The 15,734-nt window shown below is 68.9% G+C and carries 15 protein-coding genes; 5 read left to right on the top strand and 10 right to left on the bottom strand.

Annotated features, from left to right (window positions below; genetic code table 11):
* Positions 1-78: 78 nt before the first annotated feature.
* Positions 79-1,626, bottom strand: coding sequence for a glutamine-hydrolyzing GMP synthase (gene guaA / locus ACFUEJ_RS08755; RefSeq protein ID WP_058250688.1), 1,548 nt, complete (start codon positions 1,624-1,626; stop codon positions 79-81).
* A 160-nt stretch (positions 1,627-1,786) separates the two neighbouring features.
* Between guaA and ACFUEJ_RS08760 the strand changes: the two genes are divergently transcribed.
* Genes ACFUEJ_RS08760 through ACFUEJ_RS08770 form a run of 3 tightly spaced genes read left to right on the top strand, consistent with a single transcriptional unit; the run spans position 1,787 to position 3,722 of the window.
* Positions 1,787-2,425 carry a biotin transporter BioY gene (locus tag ACFUEJ_RS08760; protein ID WP_058250881.1) on the top strand — a complete coding sequence of 213 codons (639 nt, stop codon included), beginning with the start codon at positions 1,787-1,789 and terminating at the stop codon, positions 2,423-2,425.
* A gap of 23 nt (positions 2,426-2,448) precedes the next feature.
* Positions 2,449-3,123: an energy-coupling factor ABC transporter ATP-binding protein gene (locus ACFUEJ_RS08765; protein WP_058250689.1), complete on the top strand. Its 675-nt coding sequence runs from the start codon at positions 2,449-2,451 to the stop codon at positions 3,121-3,123.
* Complete coding sequence (locus tag ACFUEJ_RS08770) at positions 3,120-3,722, top strand: energy-coupling factor transporter transmembrane protein EcfT (protein ID WP_058250690.1); 603 nt, start codon at positions 3,120-3,122, stop codon at positions 3,720-3,722. Before ACFUEJ_RS08765 ends, ACFUEJ_RS08770 begins: the two co-directional genes overlap by 4 nt.
* A gap of 9 nt (positions 3,723-3,731) precedes the next feature.
* Here ACFUEJ_RS08770 and ACFUEJ_RS08775 read toward each other — a convergent pair whose 3' ends face one another.
* From ACFUEJ_RS08775 to guaB, 4 genes are all read right to left on the bottom strand, one after another.
* On the bottom strand, positions 3,732-4,667 hold the full coding sequence (locus ACFUEJ_RS08775) for an epimerase (RefSeq protein WP_058250691.1): 936 nt from the start codon (positions 4,665-4,667) through the stop codon (positions 3,732-3,734).
* Positions 4,668-4,762: 95 nt separating this feature from the next.
* Positions 4,763-6,550: a GMC family oxidoreductase gene (locus ACFUEJ_RS08780; protein WP_083229439.1), complete on the bottom strand. Its 1,788-nt coding sequence runs from the start codon at positions 6,548-6,550 to the stop codon at positions 4,763-4,765.
* Positions 6,551-6,595: 45 nt separating this feature from the next.
* Positions 6,596-7,753, bottom strand: a complete 1,158-nt coding sequence (locus ACFUEJ_RS08785; protein WP_058250882.1) for a GuaB3 family IMP dehydrogenase-related protein — start codon at positions 7,751-7,753, stop codon at positions 6,596-6,598.
* Positions 7,754-7,840: 87 nt separating this feature from the next.
* Entirely contained in the window at positions 7,841-9,352 is a 1,512-nt protein-coding gene (gene guaB / locus ACFUEJ_RS08790; RefSeq protein ID WP_058250693.1) for an IMP dehydrogenase, read from the bottom strand.
* Positions 9,353-9,498: 146 nt separating this feature from the next.
* Here guaB and ACFUEJ_RS08795 point away from each other — a divergent pair, with 146 nt between their 5' ends.
* Positions 9,499-9,888, top strand: coding sequence for a DUF5319 domain-containing protein (locus tag ACFUEJ_RS08795; RefSeq protein ID WP_058250883.1), 390 nt, complete (start codon positions 9,499-9,501; stop codon positions 9,886-9,888).
* A 136-nt stretch (positions 9,889-10,024) separates the two neighbouring features.
* Here the strand turns inward: ACFUEJ_RS08795 and ACFUEJ_RS08800 are convergent, their stop codons facing one another.
* From ACFUEJ_RS08800 to ACFUEJ_RS08810, 3 genes are all read right to left on the bottom strand, one after another.
* Complete coding sequence (locus ACFUEJ_RS08800; RefSeq protein ID WP_068971738.1) at positions 10,025-11,098, bottom strand: anti-sigma-D factor RsdA; 1,074 nt, start codon at positions 11,096-11,098, stop codon at positions 10,025-10,027.
* Entirely contained in the window at positions 11,082-11,669 is a 588-nt protein-coding gene (locus ACFUEJ_RS08805) for a sigma-70 family RNA polymerase sigma factor (RefSeq protein ID WP_010841867.1), read from the bottom strand. The genes ACFUEJ_RS08800 and ACFUEJ_RS08805 overlap by 17 nt, the downstream gene beginning before the upstream one ends.
* Positions 11,670-11,844: 175 nt before the next feature.
* The gene (locus ACFUEJ_RS08810) at positions 11,845-12,804 is read right to left on the bottom strand and encodes a hypothetical protein (RefSeq protein ID WP_058250695.1); all 960 of its coding nucleotides are present in this window, start codon (positions 12,802-12,804) and stop codon (positions 11,845-11,847) included.
* A 416-nt stretch (positions 12,805-13,220) separates the two neighbouring features.
* On the opposite strand from ACFUEJ_RS08810, the gene ACFUEJ_RS08815 reads away from it, so the two are divergent.
* On the top strand, positions 13,221-13,517 hold the full coding sequence (locus tag ACFUEJ_RS08815; protein ID WP_010841865.1) for a WhiB family transcriptional regulator: 297 nt from the start codon (positions 13,221-13,223) through the stop codon (positions 13,515-13,517).
* 99 nt (positions 13,518-13,616) lie between these two features.
* On the opposite strand, the gene groL is transcribed toward ACFUEJ_RS08815, so the two are convergent.
* Together groL and groES are read right to left on the bottom strand one after the other, a co-directional pair.
* A complete protein-coding gene (groL, locus tag ACFUEJ_RS08820) occupies positions 13,617-15,233 on the bottom strand; it encodes a chaperonin GroEL (RefSeq protein WP_058250696.1) in 1,617 nt (538 codons plus the stop codon).
* Positions 15,234-15,365: 132 nt separating this feature from the next.
* Complete coding sequence (gene groES, locus ACFUEJ_RS08825; RefSeq protein ID WP_004019185.1) at positions 15,366-15,665, bottom strand: co-chaperone GroES; 300 nt, start codon at positions 15,663-15,665, stop codon at positions 15,366-15,368.
* Positions 15,666-15,734 lie beyond the last annotated feature (69 nt).

Raw genomic sequence — 15,734 nt, forward strand, 5'->3', positions numbered from 1 at the left:
GACGAGGAGTACCTCGTCGTGCAGGTCTGGAAGCCCGGAGCGCCGGTGCGCACGCTCAAACGGACGTGACCGCGGGGACTACTCCCACTCGATGGTGCCCGGCGGCTTGCTCGTCACGTCGAGCACCACCCGGTTGACCTCGGCGACCTCGTTGGTGATGCGGGTGGAGATGATCTCGAGGACCTCGTAGGGCACACGCGTCCAGTCCGCGGTCATCGCGTCCTCGCTCGACACCGGGCGCAGCACGATCGGGTGGCCGTAGGTGCGGCCGTCTCCCTGCACGCCCACACTGCGCACGTCGGCCAGCAACACGACCGGACACTGCCAGATCTGCGAGTCGAGGCCGGCGGCGGTCAGTTCCTCGCGCGCGATCAGGTCGGCCTTGCGCAGCGTCTCCAGTCGGTCGCCGGTCACCTCGCCGACGATGCGGATCGCCAGGCCGGGCCCGGGGAACGGCTGGCGGGCGACGATCTCCTCGGGCAGCCCCAGTTCGCGGCCGACCGCACGCACCTCGTCCTTGAACAGCAGACGCAGCGGTTCCACGAGACTGAACTCGAGGTCGTCGGGCAGACCGCCGACGTTGTGATGACTTTTGATGTTCGCGGTGCCGCTGCCGCCGCCGGACTCGACGACGTCGGGGTACAACGTGCCCTGGACGAGGAAGTCGACCTTCTCCCCCGCCTCGGCCTCCTCGCCGAGGACCTCGCTGACCGCACCCTCGAACGACCGGATGAACTCGCGGCCGATGATCTTGCGCTTGGTCTCGGGGTCGCTGACGCCGGACAGCTCACGCAAGAAGGTGTCGGCGGCGTCGACCGTCACCAGCTTCGCCCCGGTCGCCCCGACGAAATCGTGCTGTACCTGTTCGCGTTCTCCGGCGCGCAGAAGACCGTGGTCGACGAAGACACAGGTCAGACGATCGCCGATGGCGCGCTGCACCAGCGCGGCGGCCACCGCGGAATCCACGCCGCCGGAGAGCCCGCAGATGGCCCGCCCGTCACCGATCTGGTCGGCGACCGCGTCGATCAGCGCGTCGGCGATGTTGGCCGCCGTCCAGGTGGCCTCGAGACCGGCGATCTCGTACAGGAAACGGGTGAGGATCTGCTGGCCGTGCGGTGTGTGCAGCACCTCGGGGTGGTACTGCACACCGGCCATCCGGCGCTTCAGGTTCTCGAAGGATGCGACCGGCGCGCCGGGCGTCGACCCGGTGACGGTGAACCCCTCCGGCGGGGACTGGACGGCGTCGTTGTGGCTCATCCAGACCGGCTGGGTGTCCGAGAGACCTTGGTGGAGAACGCCTTCGCCGTTGGTCGTGAACGTCGTCCGGCCGAACTCGCGCCCGCCGGTGTTGGCCACCTCGCCGCCCAGCTTGTCCGCCATCGCCTGGAAGCCGTAGCAGATGCCGAAGACCGGGACGTCGAGGTCGAAGAGGGCGGGATCGAGGTCCGGCGCGTCCTCCGCGTACACCGACGACGGTCCGCCCGACAGGATGATCGCGACCGGATCCTTCTCCTGGATCTCCGCGATCGGCGCCTCGTGCGAGATCACCTCCGAGTAGATCCGCGCTTCCCGCACCCGACGCGCGATCAGCTGCGCGTACTGCGCGCCGAAGTCGACGACGAGCACCGGCCGCGGGCCCTCGAGGAAATCCTCGGGAGAGGACGAGTTCGCAGAAGAAGTGTCTGTCACCGGGCCGAGTCTAGTGGGCGGACCGGCGTCGATACCTGGTCACCCCGCCCGGTGGGTGCGGCTGCGCCGCCGCCGCGTGAAATACTCCGGAATCGACATGACTGCATCGCCGAAATCCCCCAACCGCTGGTCGCTGAGCATCGGCGACCTCACCCAGGCCGCCGTGTTCGCCGCGCTGATCGCCGCGCTCGGCCTGCCCGGGACCATCAACATCGGCACCAGCGGTGTGCCGATCACGTTCCAGTCGCTCGGGGTCATCCTCGCCGGGGCGGTCCTCGGCCCGCGGAAGGGCACGCTGGCCGTGGTCATCTTCATGGTGCTGGCGATCGCCGGACTCCCGATCCTCTCGGGCGGACGCAACGGCCTCACCGCGCTGTCCTCCCCGACGGCCGGATACTTCATCGGGTTCCTCCCGGCGGTCATCGTCATCGGGGTGCTGACCGCACTCATGGTCTCGACCGGCGGGAAGACGGGCTCCGGGAAATATCGCGTGCTGTGGGGCATCGGCATCAACGCGCTCGGCGGCATCGTCGTCCTCTACGCCTGCGGGGTGCTCGGCCTGCTGGTGCGGACCGACCTGACACTGTGGGCGGCCATCGCGACCAACGGTTCGTTCATCCCCGGCGACATCGCCAAGTGCGTCATCGCGGCCCTGGTCGCGGCCCAGGTCCACCGCGGCCGGCCGGGCCTCATCGAACCGTTGCGCGCGCGCCGATCCGGCACCGTGGCCGGCTGAGAAGCCGCCCCACCCCAGCGGCGATGATCGAATTCACCGATGTCACCCACGCCTACGGCGACCGGGTCGTCCTGCGCGAGGTCTCACTGACGTTGTCGGAGAACCGGATCGGGATCGTCGGCGCCAACGGCAGCGGCAAGTCGACGCTGGCGCGGATGATCAACGCGCTCGTCGTGCCCGACTCCGGGACCGTCATCGTCGACGGGCTATCGGTCGCGAAGAACAAGCGTGAGGTCCGACGCCGGGTGGGCTTCATCTTCTCCGACCCCGACCGTCAAATCATCATGCCGACGGTCCGCGAGGACATCGAACTGTCGCTTCGTCGAACCGATCTCGACAAGTCCGCGCGCGCCGAGCGTGCCGGCGAGGTGCTCGCCCGATTCGGCCTCGCCGACCACGCGGACCATCCGGCCCAGCGGCTCTCCGGCGGGCAGAAGCAGCTCCTCGCCCTGGCGTCGGTGTTCGTGACCGACCCCGCGATCATCGTCGCCGACGAACCCACCACCCTGCTCGACCTGCGCAACACCCGCATGCTCACCGACGTGTTCGCGACCCTCGACGAGCAACTCGTCGTCGTCAGCCACGATCTCGACATCCTGGCCGACTTCGACCGCGTCATCGTCATCGACGAGGGGCGGGTCGTCGTCGACGACGAACCTCGGCCTGCGCTGGCCGCCTACCGCGGGATGATGTCGTGAACGTCCTCGGCGTCTACCGTCCCGGCAACACGCTGCTGCACCGACTGCCCGCAGGCGTCAAGTTCGTCGCGATGGGCGTGGTGATCCTGGTGCTGTCGCTGACGGTCCGGTCGCTCACCGCCCTCGGCATCGCGACGGCCGGGGTCGCGGTCGTCTACGCGCTGGCGGGGATCGGGCCGCGCGAGGCGTGGCGGCAGCTGCGGCCACTGATGTGGTTGCTGCTGTTCATCTTCGCGTTCCAGGTCGTCTTCACCGACTGGCGGCGGGCGGTAATCGTCTGCGGCGTCCTCGCGCTGTCGGTCGCACTCGCCGCGGCCGTCTCGCTGACCACCCGCACGACGGACATGCTCGACACGATCGTCCGTGCGCTCGGCCCCCTGAGACGGCTCGGGGTGCGCGTGGACCTCATCGCCCTCGCGCTGGCGCTGACCATTCGGGCGATCCCGCTGATGGTCGAGGTGGTGCGGGAGGTCGACGAGGCACGCAAGGCTCGCGGGCTCCGGCCCGGTCCACGCATCCTCGTCGCGCCGGTCGTCCTCGCCGCCCTGCGCACCGCCGACGGTTTCGCCGACACCCTCACCGCGCGCGGACTGGACTGAGGCGACCTCTCAGAGCAGATCGGAGAGTGCGTCCTCGAGCCGTGGGAAGCGGAATTCGAAACCGGCGTCGGCCAGTACATCAGACCGCGCGCGGCGCCCCGTGAGTCCGAGGGCCGGGTCCGTGCGCAGCACCACCGCACCGAGCTTCAGCAACCACGCGGGCGTCGGCGGCGCGGGCGGCCGTCCGATCTCCGCGCGCAGCATCGCCATGAGTTCGGAGTTGCGCACCGGATTCGGACTGGCCGCCACGACGACACCGTCGGGCAGCGACACCGCGCCGTCGACCCGCAGCGCCGCGCGGGCGATCGCGAGCCAGTCGTCGATGTGAATCCAGCTGAACCATTGCCGGCCGTCGCCGACCCGCCCGCCGAGTCCGAACCTGGTCAGGCCCACGAGGCGTCGGATGGCCGGCGAATCCGCATCGAGCACGATCGAGGTGCGCAGCACGGTCAGATGGTCGGTGTTCGCGCCGTCCACCGCCTCCTCCCAGGGCTGCGCCACACCGGTCATCTGCGGGAGGCCCACCGGGATCGGCGTCGATTCGGTGCACCACAGTTCACCCGCGTCGCTCCAGATCGCGGTCGTGCTGGACTGCAGCCAGTACGAGATCGGCGTCGTGCGTTCGCGCGATGCGGTGACGAGTGCTCGCGTCGCGTCGACCCGACTGTTCCGCAGTGCGGCGATGTTGGCGTCCGTGGGGCGGCAATCCACGAGTTTGCCCGCGAGGTTGACCACCGCCGTCGGACGATCTGCGGCCAGCGTCTCGACCCAGTCGCCCTGGGTCCTGCCGTCCCAGACCACCTGCTCGAACGGCGACGACGGATCGACCCGCCGCGTCAGGATGACCGGATGGTATCCACGCTCGGCGAGATCGGTCGCCAGATGCGTTCCCAGCGAGCCACTTCCGCCCGCCAACACCACGGTCAGCGGCTCTGTACCCGACATGCGTCTCCCCCCGTTCGGCACTGGACGACGACACTACCCGCCGACGCCTCCGACCGGGATTTCGTGGTCACAGTGCGCGTGACGGCGCACCGGCGCTACGAGATGCGTTGTGCCGTGAGTGGAGTGGCGGGGACGACCGGGGTGATCGGCAGCCGCAGGGCGCCGGGTGCGTCGGCCGGCACCACCGGGGACGCCGGCGTCGTCGGCTCGATGCGGCGGTACGGGTCGCCCTGCGCAGGACGCCGGTCCTGTTCGCCCTTGTTCGGCCACAGTGCCGCCGCGCGTTCCGCCTGCGCGCAGATCGTCAGCGACGGATTGACGCCGAGGTTCGCCGACACCGACGCGCCGTCGGCGATGTGCAACGTCGGGTAGTTCCACACGCGCTGGTAGGGATCGATGACGCCGTTGTCCGGGTCGTCGGAGATCGCGCAGCCGCCGAGATAGTGCGCGGTCAGCGGCATGTTGACGATGTCGCCCCAGGTCCCGCCGGCGACGCCGCCGTCGAGTTTCGCCGCGATCCGGCGAGTTGCCTCGTTGCCCTTCGGAATCCACGTCGGGTTCGGCTCGCCGTGGCCCTGCTTGCTGGTGACGTACCGCACCGGTCCGCGCTTGCGGACGAAGGTGGTCAGCGAGTTGTTGTTGTTCTGCATGACCAGGGCGATCACGGTCCGCTCGCTCCACTGTCGCACCACGAGCAACCGCACCAGCAGGAACGGGTTGCGGGCGACCTGACGCAGGAACTGCCCGAACCGATTGCGCCGGGACCCGCCGTCGGTGAGCAGGGTCTGCAGGTACGCGATCGCGTTGGAGCCCTTGCCGTATCGCACCGGTTCGATGTGCGTGTTCGGCTCGGGATAGAACGACGAAGTGATCGCGACGCCGCGCGAGTAGTCGTTCTCCGGATCGATCCGCGACCCCATCGCACCCAGTATCGACTCCGAGTTGGTGCGCGTGAGCCGACCCATCGCGTCCGAGATCTGCGGCAGCGTACCGAGTTTCGCGTGGTGCAGCAGTCGTTGGGTGTTGAACGTGCCGGCCGCCAGGATGACCTGACCCGCCGTGATCGTGCGTCGACGGCGTCCGAGCGGACCCCACGACGACGAGTGATGCGTGCCCACCTCCCAGACATCGTCGGCGCGCTGCCGGAGCGAGTCCACCGTGGTCCGGTCGATGATGGTGGCGCCGTGGCGTTCCGCGAGGCCGAGATAGTTCTTCAGCAGGGTGTTCTTGGCACCCACCCGGCACCCGGTCATGCACGCGCCGCACTCGGTGCAGGCGGTCCGGTCCGGACCCGCACCGCCGAAGTACGGGTCGGCGACGGTCTCGCCGGGCGCCCCGGACAGACCCGTCTTCGCACCGAAGAACACACCGACCGGCGTCGGGGTCACCGTGTCCCCGACACCCATCTCGGCGGCGACTTCGGCGACCACGCGGTCGGACGCGGTGACCGTCGGGTTGGTGACCACGCCGAGCATCCGCCGGGCCTGGTCGTAGTACGGGCTGAGCTCGTCCTCCCAGTCGGTGATGTGATTCCACTGGGGATCGGTGAAGAACGGCGTCGGGGGCTTGTAGAGCGTGTTGGCGTAGTTGAGCGAGCCGCCGCCGACGCCCGCCCCGGCGAGGATCATCACGTCTTTCAGGGCGTGGATGCGCTGGATGCCGTACAGGCCCAGCTTCGGTGCCCACAACCACCGGTTGAGGCGCCAGCTGGTCTTGGCGAAGTCCTCGTCCTCGAACCGGCGCCCGGCCTCGACCACGCCGACGCGGTACCCCTTCTCCACCAGCCGCAACGCACTCACGCTGCCGCCGAACCCGGAGCCGACGATCAGAACGTCGAAGTCGGTGGCGTGTTCGGTCGACTTGTCGAATCCCATGCCGAACATACTAACGCGCATTGTCACATAAAGAGACCCAGGTCACCCTAACTATCAGCCGCGGACGGACAACCCCACGCGCTGGAATTCCTTGAGGTCGCAGTAACCGGCCTTCGCCATGGCCCGACGCAGTGCGCCGACGACATTCAGTTCGCCGTACGGGTCGTCGGAGGGGCCGTAGAGAACCCGCTCGAGACTCGGTCGGTCTTCACCCGCGGCGACCTGCAGGAGGGCGCCGCGCGGGGTGTCGGGGTGAGCAGCGGCCGACGGCCAGTACCATCCGTTGCCGGGCGCGGAACTCGTTGCGGCGAGCGAGGTTCCGAGGACCGCGGCGTCGGCTCCACAGGCGATCGCCTTGACGATGTCGCCCGAGCTGTGGATGTCGCCGTCGGCGATGACGTGGACGTAGCGACCGCCGGTCTCGTCCAGGTAGTCGCGACGCGCGGCGGCGGCGTCGGCGATGGCGGTGGCCATCGGCACACCGATGCCGAGCACCTCGCCCGTCGTGGTGGCTCCCGCGGCGGAACCGTAGCCGACGATCACGCCCGCGGCACCCGTCCGCATCAGGTGCAGCGCGGTGCGGTGGTCGTGCACGCCGCCCGCGATGACCGGTACGTCGAGATCGGCGATGAAGGTCTTCAGGTTCAGCGGTTCCCGCTGCGTGCCGTCGGCATCGACCTGCGCCACGTGCTCCGCCGAGATGATCGTGCCGTGCACCACCAGGATCTCCACCCCGGCGGCCAGCAGCGCCGGGGTCAGCTCGGGTGCGTGCTGCGGGCTGACGCGGACGGCCGTGGTGACCCCCGCGTCGCGGACCTGGGCCACGGCCTCGCCGAGCAACCCGCTGTCGAGCGGGGCCGAGTGGAGTTGCTGCAGGTGTCGAACCGCCGCATAGGGATCCGGGTCCTCCGCCGCGATGGCGACGAGTTCGGCGATCTTCGCCTCGACGTCGCGGTGACGGGCCCACAGCCCCTCACCGTTCAGGACGCCGAGCGCGCCGAGCTTGCCCAGTTCGATCGCGACCGACGGCGACACCAGGGCATCCGTCGGGTGGCTCAGGATCGGCGAGGAGAACCGGTAGGCATCGATCTGCCATGCGGTGGAGACGTCCTTGGACGAACGGGTCCGACGGGACGGGACGATGCTGATGTCCCCCAGCTCGTAGGTCCGTCGGGCTGTCCGGCCCATGCCGATTTCGACGAGGTCACGCACCACTGCGCCTTTCTGCGGAGTTCAGCTGCACAACGACCCTACGGCCTGGCCCCCCGGACGAGTCCGGCGGGAACGACCTCGGGGAGTTCAGCGGGAATAGTAGTTGGGTGCCTCTGCGGTCAGCGTGATGTCGTGCGGGTGGGATTCCTTCAGGCCGGCCGCGGTGATCTGGACGAACCGCGCGGTCTGCAGATCCGGGATCGTCGACGCGCCGGTGTAGCCCATCGCGGCACGAAGGCCGCCGACGAGCTGATGTATCACCTGCGACAGCGGACCGCGGAACGGCACCCGTCCCTCGATGCCCTCGGGAACCAGCTTCTCCTCTTTGAGGACGTCGTCCTGGAAGTAGCGGTCCTTGGAGTACGACTTCGCCTGTCCGCGACCCTGCATCGCACCCAGCGAACCCATGCCGCGGTAGCTCTTGAACTGCTTGCCGTTGACCAGGACCAGCTCGCCGGGGGCCTCGGCGGTGCCGGCGAGGAGCGAACCGAGCATCGCGGTCGACGCCCCCGCCGCGAGGGCCTTGGCGATGTCGCCGGAGTACTGCAGACCACCGTCGGCGATCACGGGCACTCCCGCCTTCTGACAGACCGCCACGGCTTCGAGGATGGCGGTGATCTGCGGGGCACCGACACCCGCCACGACGCGGGTGGTGCAGATCGAGCCCGGTCCGACGCCGACCTTCACCGCATCGGCGCCGGCGTCGACGAGGGCCTGCGCGGCCTCGCGGGTCGCGACGTTGCCGCCGACCACGTCCACCCGATCGCCGACCTCGGCCTTCAACTTGGCCACCATGTCGAGCACGAGCCGGTTGTGCGCGTGGGCGGTGTCGACGATGATCACGTCGGCCCCGGCGTCGGCCAACGCCATCGCCCGGTCCCACTGCGGGTCACCGGTGCCGACGGCCGCCCCGACGAGCAACCGTCCGTCGGAGTCCTTGGTCGCCAGCGGATGCTGTTCGGTCTTGACGAAGTCCTTGACGGTGATGAGTCCGGTCAGGCGACCGTTGCCGTCGACGATCGGCAGCTTCTCGATCTTGTGCCGGCGGAGCAGTCCCAGTGCGGCCTCTGCGGAGACGCCCTCCTGGGCGGTGATGAGCGGGGCCTTGGTCATCACCTCGGCGACCGGACGGCTCTGGTCGACCTCGAACCGCATGTCGCGGTTGGTGATGATGCCGACGAGCTCACCCTTGTCGTCGACAACGGGCAGACCGGAGATGCGGTAGCGCGCGCACATGGCGTCCACCTCGGCGAGCGTGTGCGTGGGGGTGCACGTCACCGGATCGGTGACCATGCCCGCCTCGGACCGCTTGACGGTCTCGACCTGGCCGGCCTGCTCCTCGATCGACAGATTGCGGTGGAGGACACCCATACCCCCGGCGCGCGCCATCGCGATCGCCATCCGGGACTCGGTCACGGTGTCCATCGCCGAACTCACCAGCGGGACACGCAGCGTCACGTTCTTGGTCACCCGCGACGAGGTGTCGACCTCGCTGGGTATCACGTCCGACGCCGAGGGCAGCAACAGGACGTCGTCGAAGGTCAGGCCGAGCATCGCGACCTTGCCGGGATCGTCTCCACCGGTACGAACAGCAGTCATCGGACCATGGTATCGAGTCCCTTGTTGCGGCGATCGTCACACAGGAGTCTTCGCGCCGATGAGGTCGCCCGACCCACTCTCAACAGGTGCGCTCGACCGGTGAACGCCTGCGGCGCGCGCACCCGCGGATCGGCTACGGTGGTGTGGTGCGTGACCACCTGCCACCCGGCCTCCCGCCGGATCCGTTCGCCGACGATCCCAGCGATCCCGCATCCGCATTGGACAGCGTGGAGCCGGGTATCCCGTTGGACGAGAACGAGCGGCTCGCGGTCGAAGAAGACCTCGCCGATCTCGCACTCTACGAGGCCCTACTGGCCAATCGCGGTGTACGCGGCCTGGTCGTCGTGTGTGAGGACTGCCGCGAGGACCACTACCACGACTGGGACATGTTGCGCGCCAACCTGATCCAGCTTCTCATCGACGGCACCGTCCGGCCGCACGAGCCCGCGGTGGATCCCCGTCCGGACGCCTACGTCACGTGGGATTACTGCCGCGGTTACGCCGACGCCCGTAGTCATCTCGACGACGAGCGCTGATCCTCCACGGACGCGGCGGTAACTGTCGCCGACTCTCCGGCACCACCAATGAGCGAGGCCCCGCACCGATCGATCCGGTGCGGGGCCTCGCTCATGATCTCCAACGACCGTTGGGGCCGGCGATGGTGCGGTCGCGTCAGCCGATCGGCCGACCGGCGTCCACGCCGGGCGGCGGCGTCCACGGGATCTCGGGGAACTCGGCCGGGAAACGGGTGACCTTCGTGCTCGACGACGGCGTCGACGGTTCTGCCGGCTCGCTCGAGGGCGGGACCGACGACGGCTCCTGCGGGTCGCTCGTCTGCTCGGACGGCGTGGTCGGTTCATCCGTCCCGCCGCCCGGAGGCGTCGACGCGTCGGGTGAGGGCTGGTCCTCGGAGTTCCGGAGATCGGGCCGGGTCGGGTCGATCGTCCCGGGCTGTTCCGCACCGGTCGACGGTGCGGGATCGGTGGTCTCGGTCGGCAGACCCGCACCCGCGCGGATGCGGTTCATCCAGTCCGTCATCTCGTCACGCATCTCGTTGTCCATCGGACCCATGCGCTCCTGCGCCTCGGCCAGCAGGCTGGCCGCCGCACCCGGATCACCGGCGGCGATCGCGGCCTCGGCACGCTCGAGGTTGTTCCGGACGTCGTGGGCCGCCTGCGTCTGCGACGCGGCCTCGGCGAACACGACCTGTTTGATGCCCCACAGCGGGTCGCCGGGTTGCGAGCCCTCGGAGAGCACGGTCAGGCCGGCAGCCGCAACGATGACGATCGCGGCGGCACCCGACACGACGCGCAGGTGACGGACCATGCGGCGGCCGCGACTCGCGCGCTCGCTGGTCCCGATTGCCCGCTCGACGTCGTCGACGGACAGCAGCTCGGGCTCGGGGGTGGACACGATCTCCGACCGCCAGCCCGACAGCATCTCGGCCAGCTGATACTCGGCCGCGTCGCGGGTCGGCACCGGCACATCGCGGGTCAGCGCGTCGAGGAAGTTCTCGTCGAAGTTCAGTTCGGAGAGATCGAGCGCGTCATCGGAAGCGGAGAGATCGAACGCGTCGAGTCCGGACTCCGCGTCCGAGGAGAACGGGTCAACCGGGCGGGGTCCGGGCCCGGCGGGCGCCGGGCCGCTCGAACCGGGCGCGCGACGGTGCGCCGGCGGCTGACCGGGTCGATTCGGCTGGTCACCACCGGCGACACGGCGTCTACGCCAATCAGACTGTCCGCTCATCGTGACCTCCTGTCCGTCTCAACTCGTCTTTCAATTTCGCCAGCGCTCGATGCTGGGCGACTCGTACTGCTCCCGCGGTGCTGCCGATCGCCTGCGCGGTCTCCTCCGCCGACATCCCGACGATCAACCGCAGGACCAGTACCTCGCGTTGTTTCTCGGGGAGGATGCCCAGCAGGGCTCTCATCCGCCTGCTGCCGTCGGCATCGATCGCGAACTGCTCGGGGCCACCGGTGACGTGTGAGACCTCGGGGATCTCCTCGACCGGGTCCGACTTCACCCGTGCCGCCACCCGCATGGCGTCGGCGACCTTGTGCGAGGCGATGCCGTAGACGAAGGCCATGAACGGTTTGCCCTGGTCACGGTACCGTGGTAACGCGGTCATCACCGCCATCAATGCCTCCTGCGCGATGTCGTCGGCGGAGAACAGATGCCGTTCCCCTACCCCGATGCGTCCTCGGCAGTAGCGCAGGATCGGTTCCTGCACGCTTTCGAGAACTGACGTGAGAGCTGCCCGATCGCCTTGGCCCGCGGCCCGAACGGCGTCGTTCAACTCACCACCTGTCAACTTCATCGCGCGTAGGAATCCCCGTGTTACAAGTCGGCCAACCGGTCTAATTGCCGGTCCTGGTCCGGGCCCCGGCACGGTGACGCCGCCGGTGGCGATCGTCGTGGCACGCGGCTGGAGAGCGCGTTCCGGCGACGTCTCCGGCGGCGACGACGTGGCAGACCCCAACACACCTTAGCGATCAACCGTCCGGCATCAGCGCCATGCCCTTGCCGATCAGCGTGGCGCGGAGCCGGCGGTGGTGAACGGCCTCGTCGCCGGACGCGGCTCCGGTGCCCAGCAGCAGGCTCATCGCCGCCCACTCCAGGGGCAGGAGGGCCTCGTCGCGAGCGTCGGCGACGACGTCCCGCGCCGCGTTCGCGGTGCCACCCCGATCCCCCGCGCCCGCGGCGGCAGCCGCGGCGATCAACGCGGTCTTCACTCGATGGCGGGCCGGGACCGGAGTCGCCGCGTCGTGCATCTCCCGCACCAGCAGTGCCCCCGCTCGGGCGTGTTCGAGCCCGGACGCCACGTCACCGCGGTACAGACCGAGTTCGGCGCTCACCCATTCCCAGCGCAGGCGGCAGCGCGTGGCCGTCATCCAGTCCGCGTCCGCCGGCCGCCAGGACCACTGTTCGGGGTTCGCCCCGACCGGCCGCTCGTCCGTGGGATCGAGGACCGTTCGCGCCCGGTCGAGCAGCCGACGGGACGCATCGAACCGCAGCAGACCCAGATTGTCGGCCGCGAGCCCGACGAGTCCGTCCGCGACCGCCGCTCGGATGAGCGAGACCTCGCGTGGCCCGGGGCCCGGTGCACCCGGCTCGGCCCGGGCGCCGGAGATGCCGACGGTGAGGAGGGCTCGACCGTCGACCCCATGCGAGATGTGGTGTCGCCCGGCCTGGCGGATCAGCGAGGCCCGCGTGCTCTGACACAGAGACAGCACGGCGAGGTGGGGGTCGGTGGGCGCGAATCCCCGCGCTCGCACACCGGCGACCCGTTCGAGGGACGCGAGCTCGGTGAGCGCGCGGGCGTAGTTCCCGTCCCCGCCGGCGGAGACCGCCGCGGCCCACGCATGCAGCAGCGGGACCACCGAAGGTCGCATCGAGGGGTGTCGACGCAGCTCAACGGCTTTGTCGAGCGTCGAGGAGGTGTTCTTGGTCACTCGATCTTTTTCGGTTTGCATGAATTTAACGAACGATTCCCAACGTTAATTCTCTGGACAGATCACGGGTGCATCATCGGAAGATTTCCGCCGTGTAAATCGGTTCGATCGACGTCACCACACCCCTACGTCCGACGCACTGGACAGACACCTGGACCCGGCAGTCATCATTGCAGGTCACACCGGGTCGGTCACCCCGGATCAGGGGGCACCGCAACGACGCATCCGCGCTGTGCTATCCAACCGCGATCACCTAACCCGCCGTTAACATTTCTGAGACTTTCGCAGCAATCCGGTCCCATTTCAGGGCTATTGACGCAATTTCTCAGGCCCGCTTAATGTGAGTTCAGCGTTGCAGGAAATCGACGTTTCCCACCGAAGCACCCCGGTGCGGCCCACGACAAGGAGTAGCTGTCATGCCTCAGCCCAATCATCTCCCCGGCCCCAACGCTGACATCTGGGACTGGCAGATGTCAGGACTCTGCCGCGGCGTCGACTCGTCGATGTTCTTCCATCCGGACGGCGAACGCGGCCGCGCCCGAGCGCAGCGTGAGCGACGCGCCAAAGAGATGTGCCACCAGTGCCCGGTCATCGCGCAATGCCGGGAGCACGCACTCGCGGTGGCGGAGCCGTACGGCATCTGGGGCGGACTGTCCGAATCCGAGCGCAGCATCTTGATGAAGCGGGGCGTCGGCCGCCGGATGGCCAGCTGAGGCCAGGGGCGTCGAACCCGACCAGACCACGACCGCGAGAGCCGGGCATCCCTGCGAGGATGCCCGGCTCTCGTGTTCGTCGAACTGCGCGGAGTTACGTCAGTGCGCGTGCCCGTGTCCCGCGTGACCGGCCGGTTCGTCGGCCGGCTGATCGGTGATCGCCGTCTCGGTCGTCAGCACCATGCGGGCCACCGACGCGGCGTTGACGACCGCCGACCGGGTGACCTTCACCGGGTCGATGATGCCTTCGGCGACCAGGTCGCCGTAGGACAGGCTCGCGGCGTTGAACCCCGAGCCCTCGGCCCCACCGGCGACCTTGTCGACCACGACCGCACCGTCGAGTCCAGCGTTCGCGGCGATCCAGTAGAGCGGCGCCCGCGCGGAGTCGCGGACGACCCGCACACCCAGGGCCTCGTCACCGGTCAGGGACTCGGCGAGGGCGTCGAGCTTCTTCGACGCCTGCACGATGGCCGAGCCACCACCGGGGATGATCCCCTCCTCGACGGCGGCCTTGGCCGCCGCGACGGCGTCCTCGACGCGGTGCTTGCGCTCCTTGAGCGCGGTCTCGGTGGCCGCACCCACGCGGATCACCGCGACACCACCGGAGAGCTTCGCCAGACGCTCGGCGAGCTTCTCCTTGTCCCAGTCGGAGTCGGACTGCTCGATCTCCCGTCGCAGCTGCGCCGAACGGTCCGCGATCGCGTCCTTGGTGCCGGCACCCTCGACGAGGGTGGTGGCGTCCTTGGTGACGACGACGCGACGGACCGAGCCGAGCACGTCGAGACCGACCGTCGGCAGGCTCAGGCCGATGTCGGAGGAGACGACGGTTCCGCCGGTGACGATCGCGAGGTCTTCGAGGAAGGCCTTGCGGCGGTCGCCGAAGAACGGCGCCTTGACGGCGACGGCGCGGATCGTCTTGCGGATCGAGTTCACGACGAGGGTCGACAGCGGCTCGCCCTCGACATCCTCGGCGATGATCAGCAGCGACTTGCCTGCTTCGACGACCTTCTCCAGCAGCGGCAGGAAGTCCGGCAGGGAGCTGATCTTGTCGCGGTAGAGCAGGACCAGCGCGTCCTCGAGAACCGCTTCCTGGCTGTCGAGATCGGTGACGAAGTAGGGCGAGAGGAAGCCCTTGTCGAACTGGACGCCCTCGGTGATCTCGAGGTCGGTGCTCAGCCCCGAGCTCTCCTCGACGGTCACGACACCATCGGCGCCGACCGCGGTCATCGCCTTGCCGACCATCTCGCCGATCTCCTCGTCGCGGGAGGACACGGTGGCGATCTGGGCGATGGCCTGTTCACCGGCGACGGGGGTCGCAGCGGCGAGCAGGGCCTCGCTCAGCGCATCGGCAGCCTTGCTGATGCCCTGCCCGAGAGCGATCGGGTTGGACCCGGCGGCGACGTTGCGCAGGCCGGCCTTGACCATCGCCTGTGCCAGCACGGTCGCGGTGGTGGTGCCGTCGCCCGCCACGTCGTTGGTCTTGGTGGCGACGGACTTCACCAATTGCGCGCCGAGGTTCTCGAACGGATCGTCGAGCTCGATGTCGCGCGCGATGGTGACGCCGTCGTTGGTGACACTCGGTCCGCCGAACGCCTTGGCGAGGACCACGTGCCGTCCGCGCGGGCCGAGGGTGACCTTCACGGTGTCGGCGAGCTGGTCGATGCCTCGCTCGAGCGCCCGGCGCGCGGTTTCGTTGAATTCAATCTGCTTGGCCATGAATCACTTTCTGCAACGGGAGCCTGTCGGCGTAACGCACATCGCCCCGGTACCCCTGCACGGGGCGCCGGGGCGATGTGAGACGCGATGAAGGCTCGCGGGGTCTAACTCGGCCGGAGTTCGGTGCCGGTCCTACTTGCCGATGACGGCGAGGACGTCGCGCGCCGAGAGGATCAGGTACTCCTCGCCGGCGTACTTGATCTCGGTGCCGCCGTACTTGCTGTAGATGACGGTGTCACCTTCCTTGACGTCCACGGGGACGCGGTTGCCCTGCTCGGTGACCCGACCCTCGCCGACAGCGATGACGGTGCCTTCCTGCGGCTTCTCCTTGGCGGAGTCCGGGATGACCAGGCCCGACGCGGTGGTCGTCTCGGCCTCGACGGCCTGCACCAGGATCTTGTCCTCAAGCGGCTTGATGTTCACGCTCGCCACGATGTGAGTCCTCAACTTTCGTACTGAGAAAGAATCTGCACGTTCACGGCCCTGCAAAACCCCGTCGTC

Origin of the sequence: Gordonia sp. NPDC057258, assembly GCF_042668985.1 — a bacterium.
GTDB lineage: Bacteria > Actinomycetota > Actinomycetes > Mycobacteriales > Mycobacteriaceae > Gordonia > Gordonia hongkongensis.

Bases quoted from the DNA above. Each gene is read 5' to 3' on its own strand.
- ACFUEJ_RS08760 (WP_058250881.1), top strand. From the start codon at position 1,787: ATGACTGCATCGCCGAAATCCCCCAACCGCTGGTCGCTGAGCATCGGC.
- ACFUEJ_RS08765 (WP_058250689.1), top strand. From the start codon at position 2,449: ATGATCGAATTCACCGATGTCACCCACGCCTACGGCGACCGGGTCGTC.
- ACFUEJ_RS08775 (WP_058250691.1), bottom strand. From the start codon at position 4,667: ATGTCGGGTACAGAGCCGCTGACCGTGGTGTTGGCGGGCGGAAGTGGC.
- ACFUEJ_RS08780 (WP_083229439.1), bottom strand. From the start codon at position 6,550: ATGTTCGGCATGGGATTCGACAAGTCGACCGAACACGCCACCGACTTC.
- guaB (WP_058250693.1), bottom strand. From the start codon at position 9,352: ATGACTGCTGTTCGTACCGGTGGAGACGATCCCGGCAAGGTCGCGATG.
- ACFUEJ_RS08800 (WP_068971738.1), bottom strand. From the start codon at position 11,098: ATGAGCGGACAGTCTGATTGGCGTAGACGCCGTGTCGCCGGTGGTGAC.
- ACFUEJ_RS08805 (WP_010841867.1), bottom strand. From the start codon at position 11,669: ATGAAGTTGACAGGTGGTGAGTTGAACGACGCCGTTCGGGCCGCGGGC.
- ACFUEJ_RS08815 (WP_010841865.1), top strand. From the start codon at position 13,221: ATGCCTCAGCCCAATCATCTCCCCGGCCCCAACGCTGACATCTGGGAC.
- groL (WP_058250696.1), bottom strand. From the start codon at position 15,233: ATGGCCAAGCAGATTGAATTCAACGAAACCGCGCGCCGGGCGCTCGAG.